Here is a 20412-nt window from a genome sequence, read left to right as displayed (position 1 = left end):
TTTCTGGCGTAAGCTCGGCGGCCCATGACACCGATTCCCGAACGGCCCGCTGCCATTCCCCGCCCCGTGCTGGGCGATCCGCGCGCGGTGCCCGTGATCGGCACGGACGCCGATCTGCCACCGCTGCCGGCGCACCGCCTTGCACCGGGCTTCCTGCGGGAACGTCTGGCCCTGGCCGAAGGGCGCGTCCCCCATCTGCCCGGCGACGGCGTCTGGGTGGGATGGGGGCCGGATCGGGATCCGACCTCGGCCGGCGTGCTGGTGCCGCTGCGGCAGGACCCTCAGGGTCTGCAGGTGCTGCTGACCCGCCGCACCGAACACCTGCGCCACCACGCCGGGCAGATCAGCTTCCCCGGTGGGCGCAGCGAGCCGGGCGACGCAGATGCGGTGGCCACCGCGCTGCGGGAAGCCCAGGAAGAGATCGGCCTGGACCCGGCGCTGTCCGAGGTCCTGGGGCGCATGCCGGTCTATACCACGGTGACCCGCTTCCAGGTGACGCCGGTGGTGGCGCTGCTGCCGGATGCGCTGAACCTGCGGCCCGACCCGGCCGAGGTGGCCGAGGTGTTCCAGGTGCCGCTGGCCTTCCTGATGAACCCGGCCCATCACCGGCGACATCAGGTGACTGTGGAGGGGCAGGTGCGCCGCTTCCTGTCCATGCCCTGGTTGTCGCCGGATGGCCGCGAATACTTCATCTGGGGCGCCACGGCGGCCATGCTGCGCAACCTCTACCACCTGCTGGCCGATTGATATTGGGGGATGGCTGTTGCGTTGCCGCGAGTGGCCGTCTCCGCAGTGCGGGTCCATGGGTATCATCGAGCGCGATGAGCTTCTTTGCCGTTCTCTTTGCCCTGATGCTGGAGCAGATCAAGCCGCTGCCCCGCGACAACTGGGTGCATGACGCGCTGGCATCCTGGACCCGCTGGGCTGGCCGCAACTTCGATGCAGGGCGGCCACTCCATGCCCGCATCGTGTGGGCGGTGACGGTGCTGGTGCCCGCCGGTCTCGCTGCCTTGGTCCATGCGCTGATCAGCCACTACAGCTTCTTCCTGGCGCTGGCCTTCGACGTGCTGGCCATCTACCTGACCCTGGGTTTCCGGCAGTTCAGCCACTACTTCACCGACATCCGTGAAGCGCTGGAGCGGGGCGACGAGGAGCATGCGCGCCGCCTGCTGGCCGAATGGCGCCATCTGGACGTCAGCGAGCTGCCTCGCACCGAGCTGCTGCGCCATGTGATCGAGCATTCCCTGCTGGCCGCGCACCGCCATGTGTTCGGCGTCTTCTTCTGTTATGTGGTGTTGGCAGCCTTGGGGCTGGGCCCGGCCGGTGCGGTGGCCTATCGCATGGCCGAGTTCGCCAGCCGTTACTGGACCTTCGAATGCCGGTCCATGGGCGTGGCGGTGAACGAGCGGCTGCGCGATCTGTCCCAGACCCTGTTCGGACTGATCGACCATGTCCCCGCCCGCCTCACGGCCTTCGGCTTTGCGGTGGTGGGCAACTTCGAAGAAGCCGTCGCCGGCTGGCGGCGTGACGCTGGCCTGTGGAAGCGGGCCAACGAAGGCATCATCCTGTCGGCCGCCGCGGGCGCCGTCGGGGTTCAGCTGGGCGGGGCGGCGCCCCCGGGCGTGACCCCGGACCGTGCTGCCGCCAGTTTCTCGGCCGGACCGGAAAGCGAGGAAGCCGAGGCCACTGGCTCGACGCCCGGCCTGGTGCCCGAGCTGGGACACCTGGGCAGTGTGGTGGGCCTGGTGTGGCGCTCGGTCATCCTCTGGATGCTGCTGCTGGCGCTGCTCAAGCTGGCCAACCTGCTGGGCTGAGGGCGGGCTGGGCCGCGGGAGCGGCCGGGACGGGCGTCAACCGGGCCGCTGGCCCGCCTCCAGCTCGTCCCACAGGGCCTCGTACAGCCGGTAGCGGTTCGGGCTGATCTCGCCGCGGTCCAACGCCTCGCGCACACCGCAGCCTGGCTCGTGCCGGTGGGTGCAGTTGTAGAAGCGGCAGTGGCCCAGCTGGGCGCGCAGATCCGGCATCAGCTCGGGCAGGCGCTGCGGCGTGATGTGCATCAGGCCGAATTCCTGGAAGCCTGGTGAGTCGATCAGCGCGCCGCGGACCTGGCCTTCCACCGCATCGCCCAACCAGTACCAGGTGGTGGTGGTGGTGGTGTGGCGTCCGGCGTTGAGGGCCTGGGAGATCTCGCCGACCTGGGCCTGGGCCTGGGGCAGCATCAGGTTGATCAGGGTGCTCTTGCCCATGCCGCTGGGGCCCAGCACCAGTGTGGTGTGGCCGGCCAGCACCGGGGCCAGCAACGCCAGGGCCGCGTCGGGCTGGGCCTTCAGCGAGGTCTCCAGCACCGTCAGACCCATGGCCCGGTAGGGGGCCAGACGCTCGCGGGCCAGGTCGCCGGTGGGCAGGTCCACCTTGTTGAGCAGCAGTACGGCGCGGATGCCGGCGTCCTCGGCCGCGATCAGCGCCCGGTTCAGCTGCGATTCGCTGAACATCGGCTCGCCGGCCAGCATGATCAGCAGCTGGTCCAGGTTGGCGGCGAAGGACTTGCTGCGCCATTCGTCCTGGCGCATCAGCAGGTTGCGCCGCGGGCTCAGGGCCTCCACCACGGCCTCGTCCCCGGCCGGGGCCCAGCGCACCCGGTCGCCCACCACGCAGGCGCTCTTCTTGCCACGCGAATGGGCCAGCAGGCGTTCGCCCTCGGGCGTCTCGATCACCACATGGCGGCCGTGCGAGCCGACCACCAGCGCTTCCTGCAGCGCACCGTTGGCACCGCCCTTGGCGGCACCGCCCCGGGACGGGCGCTTCATGCGCGGGCCAGCGCGGCCAGGCGCTCCGAGGCCGGTGGGTGCGAGTAGTAGAAGCGGGCGTACAGCGGATCGGGCGTCAGCGTCGAGGCGTTGTCTTCGTAGAGCTTGAGCAGGGCCGAGGACAGTTGCTGGGGGCTGGCCTGGCGGCAGGCATAGGCATCGGCCTGGAACTCGTCACGCCGCGAGAGCTGGGCCATCAGCGGTCCGACGAAGTACAGGAAGGGCGGTGTGGCGAGCAGGAACAGCAGCAGGGCCAGCGCGTGGTTGGGTGCCAGCAGGTTGGGCTGCACGCCCAGGCCTTGGTAGAAGGCCGTCTGGCCGGCACACCAGGCCAGCAGGGCCAGGCCCAGCGCGCTCAGGCCGATCACCAGCGCCATGCGCCGGCGCACGTGGTGGTGGCTGAAATGGCCCAGCTCATGGGCCAGCACGGCTTCCACCTCGGGCGGTTGCAGGCGTTCCAGCAGGGTGTCGAAGAACACCACCCGCTTGGCCCGGCCCATGCCAGCGAAGTAAGCGTTGCCGTGAGCGGAACGGCGGCTACCGTCCATCACAAACAGGCCCTTGGCCTGGAAGCCGCAGCGCTGCATCAGGGTCTGGATGCGGTTGGCCAGCTCGGCATCGGCCAGCGGGGTGAAGCGGTTGAACAGCGGCGCGATGACGGTGGGGTAGAGCACCTGCATCAGCAGCATGAAGCCGGTCCACAGGGCCCAGGCCCACAGCCACCAGAAGCTGCCGGTGGCCTGCATCACCCACAGCACGGCCGCCAGCAGCGGCAGCCCCACCAGGCCGCCCACCAGCAGGCCCTTGGCCTGGTCGCCCAGGAACAGGCCCAGGCTCATGCGGTTGAAGCCGAAGTGCTGTTCGATGCGGAAGGTCTTGTACCACTCCAGCGGCATTTCCAGCAGGGCGCTGATCAGGCCGAAGGCGCCAAACAGGGCCAGCTGGTAGACCATCTCGCCGCCCCAGGGCAGCACCGCGTTGCGCAGCTGGATGTTCAGGGCGTCCAGGCCGCCCAGCAGGGTCCAGCCGACCAGCACTGCGGTCGAAAAGCTCTCGCTGAGCATGCCGAAGCGGGTGCGGGCGATCGTGTAGTCGGCCGCGCGCTGGTGGGCGTCCAGCGGGATGGTGGCATCGAAGGGCGCGGGCACCTGGGCGCGGTGGGCGTGCACGTGGCGCATCTGGCGCGAGGCCAGCCAGAGCTTGATCGCCAGCGACAGCATCAAAACGGTGCAGAAGGCCAGCGAGACGTGAAAGGCTTGCATGGGGCGGCAGTGTATGTTGTCGGACAATGCGGCAGCACATCGACCGAGTGAAAGCCATGACCGAAACCACGCTGAGCAAGAGCGAGAACAACCTGATCTGGATCGACCTGGAAATGACCGGGCTGAAGCCGGAGTCCGACCGCATCATCGAGATCGCGGTGGTCGTGACCGATCCGCTGCTGACCGTGCGGGTGGAAGGCCCGGTGTTCGCCATCCACCAGAGCGACGCGACGCTGGACGCGATGGACGCCTGGAACAAGGGCACCCACGGCAAGAGCGGCCTGATCGACCGGGTCAAGGCCTCCACCATCGACGAGGCCCAGGCAGAAGCCCGGATGATCGAGTTCCTGGCGGCCTATGTGCCGGCCGGCAAGAGCCCCATGTGCGGCAGCTCCATCTGCCAGGACCGGCGCTTCATGGCGAACACCATGAAGGGCCTGGAGGCCTTCTTCCACTACCGCAACCTGGACGTCAGCACCCTCAAGGAGCTGGCCCGCCGCTGGAAGCCCGCGGCGCTGGAGGGCCTGGTCAAGGCCAACAAGCACACCGCGCTGGCCGACATCCACGAGTCCATCGACGAACTCCTGCACTACCGCAAGACCTTCCTGGCGGTGTGAGGCGGGCGGGCTGAAACCGTCTCAGGCCTGGGCCGCCATGGCCTGGGCGGCTTCGCGCACCAGCTCCGGTCCGCGGTAGATCAGGCCGGTGTAGACCTGCACCAGGTCCGCGCCGGCGGCCAGCTTGGCACAGGCGTCGGCGCCGCTCATCACGCCGCCCGCGCCGATGATGGGGAAGTTCGGGCCCAGGTGGCTGCGCAGCGCGCGGATCACCTTGTTGCTGGCCTCCTGCACCGGCCGGCCCGACAGGCCGCCGGTCTCCTCGGCATGGCGCAGGCCCTTGACGGCCTCGCGGCTGAGCGTGGTGTTGGTGGCGATCACCCCGTCCAGGCGGTGCTTCTGCAGCGTGGCGGCGATGACCGCGATCTGGGCCTCGTCCAGGTCCGGGGCGATCTTCAGGAACAGCGGCACCCGGCGCTGGTGCTGGTCCATCAGCTCGCGCTGGCGGGCGGTCAGCGCGCCCAGCAGGGCGTCCAGGGCCTCGTCGCTCTGCAGCGCACGCAGGTTCTTGGTGTTGGGGCTGGAGATGTTGACCGTCACGTAGTCGGCATGCGGGTAGACGCCAGCCAGCGCGATCAGGTAGTCGTCCACCGCGTTCTCGATGGGGGTGACCGCGTTCTTGCCGATGTTCAGGCCCAGGATGCCGCCCTTCTTGCGGAAGCTGCGTGAGCGCTGCACGTTCGCCACGAAGGCTTCCAGCCCGTCGTTGTTGAAGCCCATGCGGTTGATCAGCGCCTCGGCCGAGGGCAGGCGGAACATGCGCGGCTTGGGGTTGCCCGGCTGCGCCTTGGGCGTGACGGTGCCCACCTCGACGAAGCCGAAGCCCATGGCGCCGAAGCCGTCGATGGCGCGGCCGTTCTTGTCCAGGCCCGCGGCCAGGCCGATGCGGTTGGGAAAGCGCAGGCCGGCCACCGTCACCGGATCGTCCACCCGCTTCTGCGCCCACAGGCACTGGGCCGGCGTGTTCTGCAGCCGGGCCAGGGTGTCGATGGTCAGTTCGTGGGCGGTCTCGGCGTCCAGGCTGAACAGGGCGGTGCGGGAGAGGGCGTAGGGGAGCAGGGACATGGGCGGCAGGGATGGGGAAATTCGCCCCCGATTGTCCCAGATGCCCATGCCCGGGCGCGGCTTCAGGCCTGGGGGACGGCGATAATGCCGGCCATGACGCAAGACGAACTCAAGGCCCTGGTCGGGCAGGCGGCGCTGGCCCATGTGGTGCCTGGCAGCATCGTGGGGGTGGGCACCGGCTCCACCGTCAACTGCTTCATCGACGCCCTGGCGACGATGAAGGACCAGATCCGCGGCGCGGTCTCCAGCTCGGTCAAGAGCACCGAGCGCCTGCAGGCCCATGGCATCCCGGTGCTGGATTCCAACACCGTCGAATCGATCCCGGTCTACATCGACGGGGCCGACGAGATCGATCACCAGGGCTGCATGATCAAGGGCGGTGGTGCTGCGCTGACGCGCGAGAAGATCGTGGCCGACCTGGCCGAACGCTTCGTCTGCATCGCCGATGAATCCAAGCTGGTGGACGTGCTGGGCGCTTTCCCGCTGCCGGTGGAGGTCATTCCGATGGCGGCAGCCCAGGTGATGCGCCGCTTTGCCAAGGTCTACGGCGGCACGGCCACCGTGCGCGAAGGCGTGACCACCGACAACGGCAATGTCATCGTCGATGTGCGCGGGCTGAAGATCACCGACCCGCTGGCGATGGAGGCCGAGGTCACCTTGTGGCCGGGCGTGGTCACCGTGGGCATCTTCGGCCGCCACAAGGCCAAGGTCTGCCTGCTGGGCACGTCCCAGGGCGTGCGCACGCTGGACTTCTGAGGCCGCTCACCTTCGGTGACCTTCAATCGGTCGCCGTGCGGCTGGCGGCCCGTGCTGCCCGCGCGATGAAGCGCGCCGGATCGATCGCATCCATCAGGCTGGACGCCAGCGGCACCGGGGCGCCGGTGATCCAGGCGGCCAGCACCTCGCCCAGCAGCGGCGCCAGCGTGATGCCGCGGGAGCCCAGGGCGCTCAGCACATAGAGGCCCGGCACCCGCGGCACCATGCGGGGCTGTTCCTGCCGATGTGCGCCCTCTCGCTGGGTGGCCGGCAGCGGCACCGGGCCCACCAGGGGCAACCGGTCGCCGCAGGCCAGGCGCCAGCCCACGCGGCCGGTCAGCGCGCCTTGTTCCATGGCCGTGGCCAGCAGGGTGTCGCGCCGGGCTTGTTCCTCGGTATCCGGGGTGCGACCCAGCAGGCGGCCCCACTGCCCCACATTGCTCAGATGGTCGGCCAGGCGCAGGGCGGGGTCCTCGTCGTCGGGCTGGCTGGTGGCGCCGCACAGCAGGCCACCGCCAGCCTCGTCCGGCAGGCCAATGCCGTAGCCGCCGCTGGCCAGCGGGTGCCGGGGGGCGGGCAGATCCAGCGCGGCCGCCAGCTCGGCCGACAGGCAGCTGACCTGGCCGCGGCTGCGCACCCGGGGCCAGTCGTCCACCCCGGTCCAGCGGCGCAGCAGGGCCAGCCCATCGGCCGCCCCGGCCACCACCACCACATCGGCTTCGGCCAGCACGGCGGCGGGGCCGCTCGCCTCGGTCGCGCCCAGGGCCTGCCAGCCGCCGCCTTCGCGCGGGGCGAGGGCTTGCACATCCTGCTGGCTTTGCACCGTCACGCCGGGGCTGTCCAGCCAGGCTCGCACCAGATCGGCCGGGCAGGCCCAGCCGCCCTGCGGGTACCACCAGCCGGGGCCCGCCGGGGCCAGGCCCAGCGGCTCGGCCGCCTCGTCGCGGGAGAGCGGCTGCAGGTAAGCGGCGGGCAGACCCAGTGCCCGTACGGCCGCTTGCAGCTGGGCCCAGTCGGCCGGGTCGCCCCCACCGCGCCAGAGGCCCTCCGGGTTGCCGGCCACCACGCCGCGGGCCACCAGCGGGGCGATGAGCTGGTGGGCCCGCAGCGCCGCCGCACGCAGCAGCTGGGCGTGGACGCCGTCGTGCGCGTGGGCCACGCCGTGGAACAGGCCGGCCCGGTTGCCGGAGGTTTCCTGGGCGGGCGCGGCGTGGCGCTCCAGCACCGTCACCGACAGGCCCTGGGCGGCCAGCGCCCGGGCGGCTGCGGCCCCGGCCAGGCCAGCGCCGACGACCAGGGCGCTATGGGCCTGCACAGCCGCCCGGCGGCCCGGTGGGATGCTGCTTGCCAGGGCCTGGGCCGGCCGGGGATGGCGGCGCGCCACCAGCATGTCGCGCTTGCTGCCGAAGCCCGGGGCTCGCTCCAGCGCAAAGCCGGCGCCCTGCAGGCCGTCGCGCACCGCGCGCGCGATGCTCCAGGTGGCGGCGGTCACGTCCGGGGTGCCCAGGCGGGTGGCGTGGCGCAGCAGGTGGGCGTCCCACATGGCCGGGTTCTGCGCGGGGGCGAAGCCATCCAGGTAGCAGGCGTCCACCTGGCCGCTGAGCTCGGGCCACCAGGTGGCCACGTCGCCCAGGGCCAGCAGCAGGCGCACCCGGCCATCCTCGAAGTCCAGCACATGCAGGTCTGGCGTGGCGGGCGGCCATTGGGTCAGCAACTGGGCCGCCAGCGCGGGGGCCGGACTGGCGGCATGGGCGCGGGCCAGGTCCTCGCGCCGGGGCGGGTGCTTCTCGATCGACACGAAGACCAGGCGCTCGCAGCGCTGCGGATCGTCACGCCAGGCGGCCCAGGTGGCCAGGAAGTTGTTGCCCAGGCCGAAGCCGGTTTCCAGGATCACGAAGCGGTCGCGGCCCTGCCAGCGCCCGGGCAGGCCGTTGCCCTGCAGGAAGACGTGCCGTGCCTGGGCGAAGGCACCGTCGCGGGCGTGGTAGACGTCCTGAAAGCCCGGCGCCCAGGCCAGGCCATCGTGGCCGGGATGGTCGAAGTCGATCTGCGCTTCGACGATGGCTTCGGTCTTCATGCCGTGGGGGCCCTGTCCGCGCAGGCCGCCCGCGCCGCCAGCCAGCGCAGCAAGCCGGGGCGGGCTTCGGTGAGCTGCCGGTAGGCCAGCACCGCGGGGCTCATGCTGGCGAGGGCGTCGTGCAGGCGCTGCGCACGGGCTGGCGTGTCCACCGCCTGCGCCAGGGGCCGCACGGCCACCCGGATGGTGAAGACGGCCTGGCCCCGCTCGGGCAGCGGAATGAAGGTCTGGCGCTCGCTGCGGAACCAGGTGTGTTGGCTCAGTTCGGCCTCGTCCAGTTCGGCCGGCCAGGGGGCCGGTGGGGTGCGTTGCGGATGGGCGTCGAGCCCGGGGTGGCGGGTCACGTTCCAGACGAAGCGCTCCCAACGCTGCGGGGCAGTGACCAGCTTCATCAGGTGCTCGCCCGCGGCCACCAGCACCGCGTTGTCGGCCACCGGGGCATGCACTTCGGCGAAGTGGCGGCCGATCTTCTGGCGCGGATCCCAGTGCGAGGGCAGGGCCACCGCCAGCCAGGGCAGGCTGGCGCGCCGACCATCGACGATGGCCAGATCTTCCTCGATGGCCAGGCTGAACAGGGCGGCCTGGCGCCAGGGCGCGGGCAATGCGTTCAAGCACAGGCCGACCTCGACCGAGCCGACGGGTGTCAGCCCATGCACTTCACCCGAGGCATCGACCGACCAGCCCAGGTGCCGTGCGTGGAGTTGACCGGTCGGGGTGAGCGTGAGGGCCTGGGGGTGTTCAGCAGCGGCTTGCGCCATGGCATGGTGCAGAGCGGGGGCGGGATCAAACCCGGGCTCGTTCTGCAAGGCTTGGTCGGGCTGGCTTCGCAGCACAGCCAGCTTCTCTCGCAGATGGGGTGATGCCGGGTGGGTGGGCGTGAACTGGGGGCAGCCCTCGGTCAGCTTGCGCAGCCCGGGCTGCATGCGAAACGGGGCGGTGACAGCGTGCTCGAAATCGAAAGGCATGGCAAACGGACAAACGGCAAGGCGATCGCCCAGAAAAATGGGCACCCGAAGGTGCCCATCATCATGCCGGCAAACCCGGCACCACCGTGTTGGCGCGGATCAGACGCGCTTGCGGTATTCGTGGGTGCGGGTGTCGATTTCGATCTTGTCGCCGTTTTCCACGAACAGCGGCACGGAGATCTCGAAGCCAGTGCCCTTCAGGCGGGCGGGCTTCAGGACCTTGCCCGAGGTGTCGCCCTTGACGCCCGGCTCGGTCTCGATTTCGCGCACGACGCTGGTGGGCAGTTCGACCGAGATGGCCTTGCCGTCGTAGAACACCACTTCCACCGGCATGTTGTCTTCCAGGTAGCTGATGGCGTCGCCCATGTTCTCGGCTTCCACCTCGAACTGGTTGTAGTCGGTGTCCATGAACACGTACATCGGGTCAGCGAAGTAGGTGTAGGTGCATTCCTTGGTCTCGAGGATGACCTGCTCCATCTTGTCGTCGGCCTTGAAGACGACTTCGGCGCCAGAGCCGTTGAGCAGGTTCTTCATCTTCATGCGCACGGTGGCGGCACCGCGGCCCCCGCGGCTGTATTCGGTCTTCAGAACGACCATCGGGTCCTTGCCCTGCATGATGACGTTGCCGGCGCGGATTTCTTGAGCGAGCTTCATGGTGAGATTCCGTTGGTGGCGGCGCCATGCGTGCTGCGCAGCCCAAATTTTCGCAAAGCGTTGGATTTTAGCGCTTTTCCATGACGAACCCGAGGAGCTGTCGGGTCAGAGAAGGCTGCACGAGCAGTCGGGCACGCCACGCCCGGGTCCAGTCCTGCCACTCCGCCAGGGCGGGCAGGGGCGGCCAGGCCGAGCTCGCCGGTGTCAGGCCATTCCAGGCCTGCATCAGCCTGGTGACGGCCTGGGCCAAGGCCGGCGGCGCGCCATCCAGGTGGCGGCGCAGAAAGGCGGCCAGCTTGTCGGCATGCACGCCGTCCTCCTGCGGATAGATCTGCCAGAGGAAGGGGCGGCCCGCCCACTGGGCCCGCACGAAGGAGTCCTCGCCCCGCACCAGGTTGAGGTCGCAGGCCCAAAGCAGCCGGTCATAGTCGGGCTGGGTCAGCCAGGGCAGGGCCTGGCGCCGCAGGCCGGGGGGCAGGGGCAGGGCCTCGCTCAGCGCAGTGGCAGGACCGGGGGCGGTCAGCAGCAGGGTGGGCGCGTCGGCCAGTGCGGCCAGCAGGGCAGGGAGGCGCTCCTGCGGGTAGCAGAACAGGCTGACCAGCCGCTCGCCCGGCTGCGGTGCGATGCCCTGGGCGGCCAGCCAGGTGGGCACGTCGAAACGGGCCTGTTCGGCCAGCAGACCGTCCTCGCGCAGCAGACCGCCGGTGGCGGGGGTGAAGCCGGGGTAGAAGAACCACTTGTCCAGTCCGCAGCGCTGGGGCGAGCGCAGGCGGTGCGAGCGCTCGACATAGTCCTCGGCGCTCAGGTACTCCAGGTTGACCCACACCGGTGGACGGGGGGCGGCGGCCATGCGGGCCACAAAGGCCTCCGGTGGGTCGCAACCGAAGGCCTCCACGACGACATCGCCCGGCTCCGGCAGCGGGGTGTCCGATGTCCAATGCAGCAGCGCAACCTGCGGGTGACCCTGCGGCGCCATCCAGCGCAGGGCCGCGGGGTCATCCACCCACAGGCGCACCCGCTGGCCGAGTTCGGCCAGATCGCGCGCCAGTCGCCAGCAGACGCCGAGGTCACCGTGGTTGTCGATCACGCGGCAGAAGATGTCCCAGCGCCACGGGGCGGACGAGGGCAGGGCGGGTGTGACAGCGTGGAACATCGGCGGGATGATAGGGCGGCACAATGCGCACCCGATGAGTGACCAGCCCTCCCCCCCTGCAGCCCCGGCGGACGATGCCGGCGAGGCCGCCCGTGCCCGCGAGGCCGTGCAGGCCGCCCAGGCGGCGCGCGAGCGCCTGCTGGCCGAGGTGGCGGCCCTGCCACCCCTGCCGGGGGTCTACCGCTACTTCGATGTGCAGGGCAACGTGCTCTACGTGGGCAAGGCGCGCGACCTCAAGCGCCGCGTCTCCAGCTATTTCCACAAGGACCATGGCGGCACCCGCATCGGCCTGATGGTCACGCGCATCGCGCGGCTGGAAACCACGGTGGTGCGCAGCGAGGATGAGGCGCTGCTGCTCGAAAACAACCTGATCAAGACGCTGAACCCCAAGTTCAACATCCTGTTCCGGGACGACAAGAGCTACCCCTACCTGAAGATCACTGGCACCCGCGGCGGCGAGGCACCGGGCCAGCCGGCCGCCCAGCGCTACCCGCGGGTGGCCTACTACCGCGGCGCGGTGGACCGCCGCCACCGCTACTTCGGGCCCTACCCCAGCGCCTGGGCGGTGAAGGAGACGATCCAGATCCTGCAGAAGGTTTTTCGCCTGCGGACCTGCGAGGACACGGTGTTCAACAACCGTTCGCGGCCCTGTCTGCTGTACCAGATCCGGCGCTGCACCGGCCCCTGCGTGGGCTTCATCTCGGCCGAGGACTATGCCCGCGACGTGCGCGACGCCGAGCGCTTCCTGCTGGGCGAGCAGCAGGCGGTGGTGGACGAGTTGCAGGCCCAGATGATGGCCCACGCCGAGGTGCTGGAGTTCGAGAAGGCGGCGGAGCTGCGCAACCGCATTGCCGCGCTGGCCAAGGTGCAGCACCAGCAGTCGGTGGAGGAAAGCAGCCTGAGCAGCAGTGGGCGCGACGTGGACATCCTGGCCGTCAAGGTGGCCGGTGGCCGCGCCTGCGTGAACCTGGCCATGGTGCGCGGCGGCCGCCACCTGGGCGACCGGGCCTTCTTCCCCACCCATGTCGAGGAGGCCACGGCGCTGGCCGCCGACGAGGCCACGGCCCTGGACGACGCCGGCGAGGAGGTCGCGCTGCCGGAGGACCCGGCCGAGGCCGCGGCCCTGCTGCTGCGCCGGGCCGAGACCCAGGTGCTGCAGGCCTTCATCGCCCAGCACTACCTGCACACCGCGCCGCCGCCCCTGCTGGTGCTGAGCCACCCGATCGACGAGGCCCTGCTGCTGGCCCTGGGCGAGCAGGCGGGCAGCAAGGTCAATGCGGTGCATCAGCCGCGCGAGCAGCGGCGCATCTGGCTGGAGATGGCGGTCAAGGGCTGCGAGCTGGCGCTGGCGCGCCTGCTGTCCGAAGAGGGTTCGCAGCGCGAGCGCACCCGGGCGATGGTGGACGCGCTGGACCTGGCGGTGGAGGACCTGGACAGCTTCCGCGTGGAATGCTTCGACATCAGCCACACCGCGGGCGAGGCCACCCAGGCCTCCTGCGTGGTCTACCAGGACCACAAGATGCAGAACAGCGAGTACCGCCGCTTCAACATCGAGGGCGTGACCGGTGGTGACGACTACGCCGCCATGCGCCAGGTGCTGCGCCGTCGCTACGAGAAGCTGGCCGCGCTGGCAGCCGAAGGGCCGATCCCGCGCGACGCCAAGCAGCGCCTGCCGGACCTGGTGCTGGTGGACGGCGGCCGTGGCCAGGTGGCCATGGCGCGTGAGGTGTTCCAGGAACTGGGCCTGGAGCTCTCGCTGATCGCCGGCGTGGAAAAGGGCGAGGGCCGCAAGGTGGGCCTGGAGGAGTTGGTCTTCGCCGACGGCCGCGAGAAGCTGGCGTTGCCGCCGGACTCTGCTGCGCTGATGCTGATCGCTCAAATCCGCGACGAGGCCCACCGCTTCGCTATCACCGGCATGCGGGCCAAGCGGGCCAGCATCCGCACCGGTGGGAGCCGCTTGGAAGACATCCCCGGCGTGGGGCCGAAGAAGCGCGCCCGGCTGCTGCAGCGCTTCGGTGGCGTGCGTGGGGTGACCGCGGCCAGCGCCGATGATCTGGCCACCGTGGAAGGCATTTCGAAGGAACTGGCAGAGGAGATCTACCGTGCATTGCACTGAACACACTGTTGCTGGAAGGCGTTTTGCCCGACGTGCGCTGGCCTGGAGCATGGCCACCGTGGCCATCCTGCTGGCCTCCTGCGGTGCGCCGACGCCGCAGTCGCCATCGGGCGCTGGCGGCGCGCCAGGGCGTCCTGCTGCGCCAACGGTATCCCCCCAGGCGCCCGCCCGCAGCTGGGCCGAGTACCAGGTGCGTGCGGCCCAGCGCATGGTGGCTGCCAATCCCGATCGGACCTACATGGGGCCGGTGGATGAGCCGCTGCTGGCCATCCCCGTGCTCGAGATCGAACTGAAAGCGGACGGGGAGATCGCCCGCATCAACGTCAAGCGCGAGCCGCGCCAGGCCAAGGACACCATCCAGCTGGCCATCGACGCCGTGCGGCGGGGCGCGCCGTATGGCGACGTGCGTCAGCTGCCCAAGCCCTGGAAGTTCACCGAAGTGTTCCTGTTCAACGACGACCGTCAGTTCAAGCCGCGCACTTTGGACGATTGAGTCGCGTCCTGCATCAGGGCGACGCAAGCAATTGCAGGCAGAATCCAGTCATGTTCTTCACCATCCCCACCCTGCTGACCTGGGCCCGCATCGTGGCCATTCCGCTGATCGTGGGGGTGTTCTACCTGCCGGTGGATCCGGCCACCCGCAATCTGGTGGCCACTGTGCTGTTCGTGGTGGTGGCCCTGACCGATTGGCTCGACGGCTACCTGGCGCGGCGCTTGAACCAGAGTTCGGCCTTCGGGGCCTTTCTGGATCCGGTGGCCGACAAGTTTCTGGTTTGCGCCTCGCTGTTGATTCTGGTGCAGATGGACCGGGTCAATGCCCTCATCGCATTGGTCATCATCGGGCGGGAGATCGCCATCTCGGCCCTGCGCGAGTGGATGGCCCAGATCGGCGCCTCGCGCAGCGTGGCCGTGCACATGATCGGCAAGCTCAAGACCACGGTGCAGATGATTGCCATTCCCTTTCTGCTGTTCGACGGCGAGCTGTTCGGAGTGGTGTCCACGCGCCTGTGGGGGACGGTGCTCATCCTGGGGGCCGCGGTGCTGACCATCTGGTCCATGGTGTATTACCTGCGCAAGGCCCTGCCCGAGATCCGCGCCAAAGCGCGTTGATCCGGCATGGCCCGGCGTGATCTGCGGTGCCCCCCGTGATCACATGGGCCTAGAATCCGGCCCCTGCTTGACACCGCGGCAGCCGGCCGATGTAATCGATTTTTCCGCCATGGCGGACCACACCGGATACCGGCATTGCTGTGTTCAGGCACCCTGCGGCGATGCCCTCGAGGGAGTATTGTTTGTGAACAAGACAGAGCTGATCGACCTCATCGCCCAGCAGGCGGACATTTCCAAGGCTGCGGCCACGCGGGCGCTGGAGGCCATGATCGGCGGTGTGCAAACCACCCTGAAGAAGGGCGGCAGTGTGTCGATCGTTGGTTTCGGCACCTTTGCCGTGACCAAGCGCGCGGCGCGCACCGGGCGCAACCCGCGCACGGGCGCCGCCATCAAGATCAAGGCGGCCAAAGTGCCCAAGTTCCGTCCCGGCAAGGGCCTCAAGGACGCCCTGAACTGATTCATCTCTGATGTCCGGCGGGTGCTTAGCTCAGTTGGTAGAGCGGCGCCCTTACAAGGCGTAGGTCGGGGGTTCGAGCCCCTCAGCACCCACCACCGTCGGCACGCGCAAGTCATTGGCTAGAATGCCGCGCGGCGTGTGCGTAAAGCCCTCGAAGGCGAACCCCGGTTCGCCTTTGCTGTTTCTGGCCTGCGGCGCTTTCTCTCAAGGCGGAGCTTCATGTTCGATTTCGTCCGTTCGCACACCCGCTTGCTGCAAGGCATGCTGGTGCTGTTGGTCTTTCCCTCGTTCGTCTTTTTTGGCGTGCAGGGCTACTCCCACTTCATGGACCAGGCGGCCGCCACGGTCGCCTCGGTGGACGGGCAGCCGATTCGCCAGAGCGAACTGGATGCGGCCCACCGCCAGCAGGTGGAACGTTTGCGACAGCAGATGCCCACTCTGGATGTGAAGCTCTTCGACACGCCGGAGGCCCGCCAGCAGACGCTGGACGCGCTGGTGCGCGAGCAGGTGCTGCGTCATGCGGCCCAGAAGGAGAACCTGGTGGTGCCGGACCTCCGCCTGCAGCGCCTGTTCGTTTCCGATCCGGCCTATGCGGCTCTGCGCAAGCCCGACGGCAGCGTCAACAAGGAGTACCTGGCTGCCCAGGGCATGAGCGTCGGCCAGTTCGAGGAGATGCTGCGCACCGAGTACAGCTTGCGTCAGGTGCTGGGCGGCGTGACGGGCTCGTCGCTGTCCGGGCAGACCGCGTCGGTGGCCAACGCGAACGCCCTGCTGGAGCAGCGCGAGGTGCAAGTCCAGCACTTTGACGCCAAGGACTACCTGGCCAAGGTCAACCCCAGCGATGCCGACATCGATACCTTCTACAAGGCCCATGCTGATCGCTTCCGCGCGCCGGACGAGGCCAGCATCGAGTACGTGGTGCTGGACCTGGATGCGCTGAAGAAGCAGGTCACGGTGTCCGACGACGACCTCAAGAAGTACTACGAGCAGAACATCAGCCGCTACACCACGCCGGAAGAGCGCCGCGCCAGCCACATTCTGATCGGCGTGGCCAAGGATGCGGCAGCCGATGTGCGTGCCAAGGCCAAGGCCAAGGCGGAGTCCTTGCTGGCCGAGGTCAAGGCACACCCGGACAGTTTTGCCGAGGTGGCCAAGAAGAACTCGGAGGATCCGGGCTCGGCCGCCAAGGGGGGTGACCTGGACTTCTTCGCGCGCGGGGCGATGGTCAAGCCCTTCGAGGATGCAGCCTTCGGCATGAAGGTGAACGACATCAGCGGGGTGGTGGAGAGCGACTTCGGCTATCACATCATCAAGCTCACGGCGGTGCGTGGTGGCGAGCGCAAGCCCTTCGATGCGGTGCGCGCGGAGATTCAGGACGAGGTGGCCAAGCAGCTGGCACAGCAGCGCTATGCGGAGGCTGCGGAGCAGTTCACCAACCTGGTCTATGAGCAGAGCGACAGCCTGCAGCCGGTGGTCGACAAGCTCAAGCTCAACAAGGTGATGGCGGTGGTGCAGCGCGCCGCGGCGCCGGGCGCCACGGGCCCCCTGGCTTCCTCCAAGCTGCTTGACGCGGTGTTCAGCGTTGACGGCCTGCAGAACAAGCGCAACACCGAGGCGGTGGAGACCGGCGCCAACCAGCTGGTGTCGGCGCGTGTGGTGAGCTACCGCCCGGCCCATGTGCGCGACCTGGCCGAGGTGCGCCCCCAGGTGCTGGAGCAGCTGAAGGCCGATCAGGCCGCCGCGGCCGCCCGCAAGGACGGAGAGGCCCGTCTGGCCAGCCTGAAGCAGAACCCCGCCGAGACCCTGGCGCAGACCGTGCTGCTGTCCCGGGCGCAGATCCAGGGTCAGCCTCGCCAGGTGGTGGACGCCACGCTGAAGGCTGACCTCGCCAAGGGATCGGCCTTGGTGGGTGTGGACCTGGGTGCCCAGGGCTATGCCGTCCTGAAGGTGGTCAAGCGCGTGCCGCGCGCTGCGGATGACGCCGACCTGGCGCGCGCTAAACCCTACATTGCCCAGGCACTGGCTCAGGCGGAGGAAGCGGCCTACTACGACGCGCTGAAGCGTCGGCACAAGGTGGAACTCAAGCCGCTGCCTGCGGCCGCGGCCGCAGCGTCATCCGCGTCAAACTGATTGCCATGGTCCGATTCGTCGGGCTATAATGCGCAGCTTACGGTGGTGGCTGTAGCTCAGTTGGTAGAGTCCCAGATTGTGATTCTGGTTGTCGTGGGTTCGAGTCCCATCAGCCACCCCACCCGAACAGCATGAAAAAGGGCCCTGGAGAAATCCGGGGCCCTTTTGCTTTTAGCGCTTTGGCTTGGGCTTGCATCGGCCCGCCGTCGGTGACTTCAGGCTTCAGGTGTGCTCACGTGCGGGATCTGGACTTCGCAGATCGTGCCGTGCGGGCGCCGTGTGCGCCAGGCCACGGTGCCGCCCAGGCTCTTGGCCCGCTTGCGCACGCCGCCCAGGCCCAGGCCGGCCGACCACTTGGCGGGGTCAGTGCCCACGCCGTCATCTTCCACCAGGATGGTGAAGGTGCCCTGACGCAGCTGGCAGGCGACATGCACGCGGCTGGCCTTGGCATGGGCGATGACGTTGCTCACCAGTTCGCGCAGCACGCGGGTGATGGCCGACCACTGCATCATCGACAGGGTGATCTCCTGGTCGTATTCGGCTTCCCACTCCAACTGGCAGTGCACCGCCTCCAGGCGCAGCGTGATGTCGGTCTTCCATTCCGCCGAGGCGAGTGCCAGCGGATGGCTCTTGGCCGCCAGACCCCGGGTCAGGGTCTTCAGGTCCTGCAGCGTGTGGCGGATGTACTCCTCCATCTCGGTGCTGGGGGCCTTGTACATCAGGGTCAGCAGGCGGGCGCCGATGTCGTCGTGCAGATCCTGGGCGATCCGCACACGTTCTTCGCTGCGGCCTCGTTCGACGGCGCGGTCGTGGGCCAGTGCGCGCATGAGCTGCTCCAGGATGCGATCGGCCAGGCGGGCGTCCTCCAGTGCGAACAGGCGCTTGCCCCGCTCTGCGAAGCGAAGCACCACGGAGCCACGCATGGACGGGCCGTCCACCAGGTTGGGCAGGGGCACCACCAGCGCGGCGCCATTGCCGATCACCATGCTTTGCTTGCTGCGGGTCTCGGTGCGTTCGGTCTCGAGAGGCTCGAACACATTGCGCAGCAGCTCGATCATGCGGTCCGCAGCCCGTTCGGGTCGAGCCTCGACCTCGCGGGCGATGCGGTAGAGGTGCTGGAACATGCGCTCGGTGGTCAGCGCCCGCGCGCCCATCATCTGCCCGACCAGCCACTGACGTAGCGCGGCGTAAGCGCCCAGTGCCAGGAACAGAGAGAGCGTGAGCGAGGTGAACTGGCTGAAGGAGAAGACCGCGACGAACAGCAGGTCGACCGAGGTGGCCACGGTGCTGATGCCGGCCAGCATCGCGAACTCGCGCATCACGTTCTGCGAACGCGAGATGAATGGCACCAGCAGGATGATCGAGGCGAAGAAGACGCTCCAGATCACCGGGCCGACGGTCGCCACGGGCTGCACTTCCGGAGGAAGCATCGGCATCAGCGACACGGCGACCGTCAGCAGGGCCAGGGTGGCCAGCGTCACCATCGCAAAGCGTCGCACGACGATGGCGAATGGATGGGGCGAGCGGCGGTGGACCCAGCTCAGCAAGGCGATGCAGGTCAGGCCGTCGGCGATCAGCAGGCCCTGGCTCCACCACCACTCGTTGATCAGTTGCCCACGGACGGCAAGGGCAGCATAGAGCGCCGTGGCCCCCCAGGCACATGCCGCCACCCACAGCCGGCCCGGCATGCGCACCGGGTGCATGGCCGCAGCCTGGACCACGGCAGCGCCGGTCACGGCGTCGAGCAGCACCCGGACCAGGCTTTCATGGGCCACCATGGACGAGGGCAGGGCCATGGCCGGGACCGCCGCCACTGCCGAGATCAGCAGCTGGGCGGCCTGGGCATGGGCCATGATCGCGTACAGCAGGTTGCGCGGGTTGGGTTGCACCAGCGGGACGATCCAGCCCACCAGGAACAGCACCATGCCGAAGGCGCTCATCAGCCAGAACATGGCCCCCAGGCCGGCGTAGCCGCGGGGCTTGGGAAGCAGCGTCACCTGCGAGGCGTCGCGAAAGCGCAGCGTGATCTGGCCCGCTTCCAGGGCCCGGGCGGTGGCCAGGCGCACGGCCTGCATCTTTTCCCGGCTGGGGTCATGGCTGATCCAGCGCGCCGAGTGGGCCATGGCCAGCACGCCGAAAGGCATGACCTGCCCGTCGGCCGTCACGATGGCTTCCAGCTCCTTGCCCAGCGAGCCCTTGAGCTCAGGCACGCTGGTGTCGGCCAGTTCCAGATACCCGTCTGCCGAAGCGCGCCACTGCGCCGCCACGTCGGGGTTGTTGGCCATCACGCGGGCCAGCAGGAAGATGGTCAGGCAACCGATGATGGCGGCGGCCAGCAGCGCCTGGCGTCGCCATCCGATGCGGCGCAAGCTCAGGTCACCGAGGCCTCCCAGCGGATCGGTGTCCGGCGTCTCGTTGGCGGTCCAGGTGGGAGCGTCGGTGGAATCAGACCAGCCGCGGGACATGGAAAGGCCCGGTCCCGGTCAGACCAGGCCTTGCTTGCTGGCCAGCACGGCTGCCTCGGCTCGGCTGGAGACGTTGAGCTTGCGGTAGATGGACTTGATGTGGTCGTTGACGGTGAACCACTTGATGCCCATCAGGTTGGCGATTTCCTTGATCGTGAAACCCTTGCTCAGGTAGGTGAGCACCTCGATCTCCCGCGGGGTCAGGTGGGGCATTTCGACCTGGCGCTCGATCGGCACGGGCGCCTTGCCGGCCGTGCTGCTGCTGGGCACGTTGGCGCTGAAGGACACCGTGGGAGCGGCAGCTGGTGGCTCTGTCGGCGCCGGGCCGCTGCCCAGGCGGAAGTGGGTCAGCAGGCGGCGGGCGATTGCAGGGGACAGCGGGGGCTGGCCCAGCACGATCTTGCGCAACTCGTCCACCAGCACCTCGAATCGGTCTTCCTTGAGCAGGTAGCCGTCCGCCCCGCACTGCAAGGCGGGGAAAAGATGCTCGTCGTCCGAATAGAGCGTGGTGACCACCTTGGTGGCGGGGTACTGGCGCAGCTCGTCGAGCAACTCCAGCCCGTTGCCGTCCGGCAACTCCAGGTCCAGCAGCATCAGCTTGAACGGGTCGGTGCCGTGCAGGCCGCCAGGGCCCGTCAGGGCAATCTGGGCGCGGGCCGTTTCGAGGTCACCGGCTTCGGTGATGGTGATGGGGTCGCTGAAGCTCTCCCTGAGCACGCGAGAGAGAAATTCCCGTGCGACCGGGTTGTCTTCGAGGATCAACACCTTCACTGACATG

Annotated in this window: 18 protein-coding genes and 2 tRNA genes; 11 read left to right on the top strand and 9 right to left on the bottom strand. The window is 68.9% G+C overall.

The window, feature by feature from the left end:
* Positions 1-24 precede the first annotated feature (24 nt).
* On the top strand, positions 25-747 hold the full coding sequence (locus M0L44_RS08415) for a CoA pyrophosphatase (RefSeq protein WP_252769184.1): 723 nt from the start codon (positions 25-27) through the stop codon (positions 745-747).
* Between the two features lie 74 nt (positions 748-821).
* Positions 822-1814, top strand: a complete 993-nt coding sequence (locus tag M0L44_RS08410) for a CobD/CbiB family protein (RefSeq protein ID WP_252769183.1) — start codon at positions 822-824, stop codon at positions 1812-1814.
* A gap of 36 nt (positions 1815-1850) precedes the next feature.
* Here M0L44_RS08410 and rsgA read toward each other — a convergent pair whose 3' ends face one another.
* A complete protein-coding gene (gene rsgA / locus M0L44_RS08405) occupies positions 1851-2807 on the bottom strand; it encodes a ribosome small subunit-dependent GTPase A (RefSeq protein ID WP_252769182.1) in 957 nt (318 codons plus the stop codon).
* Positions 2804-4069, bottom strand: coding sequence for a M48 family metallopeptidase (locus tag M0L44_RS08400; RefSeq protein ID WP_252769181.1), 1266 nt, complete (start codon positions 4067-4069; stop codon positions 2804-2806). Before M0L44_RS08400 ends, rsgA begins: the two co-directional genes overlap by 4 nt.
* A gap of 56 nt (positions 4070-4125) precedes the next feature.
* Between M0L44_RS08400 and orn the strand changes: the two genes are divergently transcribed.
* Complete coding sequence (gene orn / locus M0L44_RS08395; RefSeq protein WP_252769180.1) at positions 4126-4686, top strand: oligoribonuclease; 561 nt, start codon at positions 4126-4128, stop codon at positions 4684-4686.
* Between the two features lie 21 nt (positions 4687-4707).
* Here the strand turns inward: orn and M0L44_RS08390 are convergent, their stop codons facing one another.
* The gene (locus tag M0L44_RS08390) at positions 4708-5751 is read right to left on the bottom strand and encodes a quinone-dependent dihydroorotate dehydrogenase (RefSeq protein WP_252769179.1); all 1044 of its coding nucleotides are present in this window, start codon (positions 5749-5751) and stop codon (positions 4708-4710) included.
* 93 nt (positions 5752-5844) lie between these two features.
* On the opposite strand from M0L44_RS08390, the gene rpiA reads away from it, so the two are divergent.
* Positions 5845-6507, top strand: a complete 663-nt coding sequence (rpiA, locus tag M0L44_RS08385) for a ribose-5-phosphate isomerase RpiA (RefSeq protein WP_252769178.1) — start codon at positions 5845-5847, stop codon at positions 6505-6507.
* Positions 6508-6529: 22 nt separating this feature from the next.
* On the opposite strand, the gene mnmC is transcribed toward rpiA, so the two are convergent.
* The 4 genes from mnmC to earP all read right to left on the bottom strand — a co-directional run bounded on the left by mnmC (position 6530) and on the right by earP (position 11356).
* The gene (gene mnmC, locus M0L44_RS08380; protein WP_252769177.1) at positions 6530-8584 is read right to left on the bottom strand and encodes a bifunctional tRNA (5-methylaminomethyl-2-thiouridine)(34)-methyltransferase MnmC2/FAD-dependent 5-carboxymethylaminomethyl-2-thiouridine(34) oxidoreductase MnmC1; all 2055 of its coding nucleotides are present in this window, start codon (positions 8582-8584) and stop codon (positions 6530-6532) included.
* Positions 8581-9549, bottom strand: a complete 969-nt coding sequence (locus tag M0L44_RS08375; protein WP_252769176.1) for a heme-dependent oxidative N-demethylase subunit alpha family protein — start codon at positions 9547-9549, stop codon at positions 8581-8583. The genes mnmC and M0L44_RS08375 overlap by 4 nt, the downstream gene beginning before the upstream one ends.
* 99 nt (positions 9550-9648) lie before the next feature.
* Entirely contained in the window at positions 9649-10203 is a 555-nt protein-coding gene (gene efp / locus M0L44_RS08370; RefSeq protein ID WP_252769175.1) for an elongation factor P, read from the bottom strand.
* A 67-nt stretch (positions 10204-10270) separates the two neighbouring features.
* Positions 10271-11356 (bottom strand): elongation factor P maturation arginine rhamnosyltransferase EarP, encoded by a 1086-nt coding sequence (gene earP / locus M0L44_RS08365; protein ID WP_252769174.1) that lies wholly within the window; start codon positions 11354-11356, stop codon positions 10271-10273.
* Positions 11357-11390: 34 nt separating this feature from the next.
* Between earP and M0L44_RS08360 the strand changes: the two genes are divergently transcribed.
* From M0L44_RS08360 to M0L44_RS08330, 7 genes are all read left to right on the top strand, one after another.
* Entirely contained in the window at positions 11391-13472 is a 2082-nt protein-coding gene (locus M0L44_RS08360; protein ID WP_252769173.1) for an excinuclease ABC subunit UvrC, read from the top strand.
* A 49-nt stretch (positions 13473-13521) separates the two neighbouring features.
* A complete protein-coding gene (locus tag M0L44_RS08355) occupies positions 13522-13965 on the top strand; it encodes a hypothetical protein (RefSeq protein ID WP_252769172.1) in 444 nt (147 codons plus the stop codon).
* A gap of 50 nt (positions 13966-14015) precedes the next feature.
* Positions 14016-14582, top strand: a complete 567-nt coding sequence (gene pgsA / locus M0L44_RS08350) for a CDP-diacylglycerol--glycerol-3-phosphate 3-phosphatidyltransferase (protein WP_252769171.1) — start codon at positions 14016-14018, stop codon at positions 14580-14582.
* A gap of 184 nt (positions 14583-14766) precedes the next feature.
* Complete coding sequence (locus tag M0L44_RS08345) at positions 14767-15039, top strand: HU family DNA-binding protein (protein WP_252769305.1); 273 nt, start codon at positions 14767-14769, stop codon at positions 15037-15039.
* A 19-nt stretch (positions 15040-15058) separates the two neighbouring features.
* Positions 15059-15134: transfer RNA gene (locus M0L44_RS08340), tRNA-Val, on the top strand.
* A gap of 124 nt (positions 15135-15258) precedes the next feature.
* Entirely contained in the window at positions 15259-17169 is a 1911-nt protein-coding gene (locus M0L44_RS08335; RefSeq protein WP_252769170.1) for a SurA N-terminal domain-containing protein, read from the top strand.
* A gap of 45 nt (positions 17170-17214) precedes the next feature.
* A tRNA-His gene (locus M0L44_RS08330) sits at positions 17215-17290 on the top strand.
* A gap of 94 nt (positions 17291-17384) precedes the next feature.
* Here M0L44_RS08330 and M0L44_RS08325 read toward each other — a convergent pair.
* Both M0L44_RS08325 and M0L44_RS08320 read right to left on the bottom strand, forming a co-directional pair.
* Entirely contained in the window at positions 17385-19634 is a 2250-nt protein-coding gene (locus M0L44_RS08325; RefSeq protein WP_252769169.1) for a sensor histidine kinase, read from the bottom strand.
* 18 nt (positions 19635-19652) lie between these two features.
* The gene (locus M0L44_RS08320) at positions 19653-20411 is read right to left on the bottom strand and encodes a LuxR C-terminal-related transcriptional regulator (protein ID WP_252769168.1); all 759 of its coding nucleotides are present in this window, start codon (positions 20409-20411) and stop codon (positions 19653-19655) included.
* Position 20412 lies beyond the last annotated feature (1 nt).

The organism is Ideonella oryzae (assembly GCF_024055665.1).
In the GTDB taxonomy this organism is placed as follows: domain Bacteria; phylum Pseudomonadota; class Gammaproteobacteria; order Burkholderiales; family Burkholderiaceae_C; genus Ideonella; species Ideonella oryzae.
Note: the sequence above shows the minus strand (reverse complement) of the source record. Positions and strands in the feature narration are given on the sequence as shown.

Coding starts and splice junctions, on each gene's coding strand:
- M0L44_RS08415 (WP_252769184.1), top strand. CDS start 25: ATGACACCGATTCCCGAACGGCCCGCTGCCATTCCCCGCCCCGTGCTG.
- M0L44_RS08410 (WP_252769183.1), top strand. CDS start 822: ATGAGCTTCTTTGCCGTTCTCTTTGCCCTGATGCTGGAGCAGATCAAG.
- rsgA (WP_252769182.1), bottom strand. CDS start 2,807: ATGAAGCGCCCGTCCCGGGGCGGTGCCGCCAAGGGCGGTGCCAACGGT.
- M0L44_RS08400 (WP_252769181.1), bottom strand. CDS start 4,069: ATGCAAGCCTTTCACGTCTCGCTGGCCTTCTGCACCGTTTTGATGCTG.
- orn (WP_252769180.1), top strand. CDS start 4,126: ATGACCGAAACCACGCTGAGCAAGAGCGAGAACAACCTGATCTGGATC.
- M0L44_RS08390 (WP_252769179.1), bottom strand. CDS start 5,751: ATGTCCCTGCTCCCCTACGCCCTCTCCCGCACCGCCCTGTTCAGCCTG.
- rpiA (WP_252769178.1), top strand. CDS start 5,845: ATGACGCAAGACGAACTCAAGGCCCTGGTCGGGCAGGCGGCGCTGGCC.
- mnmC (WP_252769177.1), bottom strand. CDS start 8,584: ATGAAGACCGAAGCCATCGTCGAAGCGCAGATCGACTTCGACCATCCC.
- M0L44_RS08375 (WP_252769176.1), bottom strand. CDS start 9,549: ATGCCTTTCGATTTCGAGCACGCTGTCACCGCCCCGTTTCGCATGCAG.
- efp (WP_252769175.1), bottom strand. CDS start 10,203: ATGAAGCTCGCTCAAGAAATCCGCGCCGGCAACGTCATCATGCAGGGC.
- earP (WP_252769174.1), bottom strand. CDS start 11,356: ATGTTCCACGCTGTCACACCCGCCCTGCCCTCGTCCGCCCCGTGGCGC.
- M0L44_RS08360 (WP_252769173.1), top strand. CDS start 11,391: ATGAGTGACCAGCCCTCCCCCCCTGCAGCCCCGGCGGACGATGCCGGC.
- M0L44_RS08355 (WP_252769172.1), top strand. CDS start 13,522: ATGGCCACCGTGGCCATCCTGCTGGCCTCCTGCGGTGCGCCGACGCCG.
- pgsA (WP_252769171.1), top strand. CDS start 14,016: ATGTTCTTCACCATCCCCACCCTGCTGACCTGGGCCCGCATCGTGGCC.
- M0L44_RS08335 (WP_252769170.1), top strand. CDS start 15,259: ATGTTCGATTTCGTCCGTTCGCACACCCGCTTGCTGCAAGGCATGCTG.
- M0L44_RS08325 (WP_252769169.1), bottom strand. CDS start 19,634: ATGTCCCGCGGCTGGTCTGATTCCACCGACGCTCCCACCTGGACCGCC.
- M0L44_RS08320 (WP_252769168.1), bottom strand. CDS start 20,411: ATGTCAGTGAAGGTGTTGATCCTCGAAGACAACCCGGTCGCACGGGAA.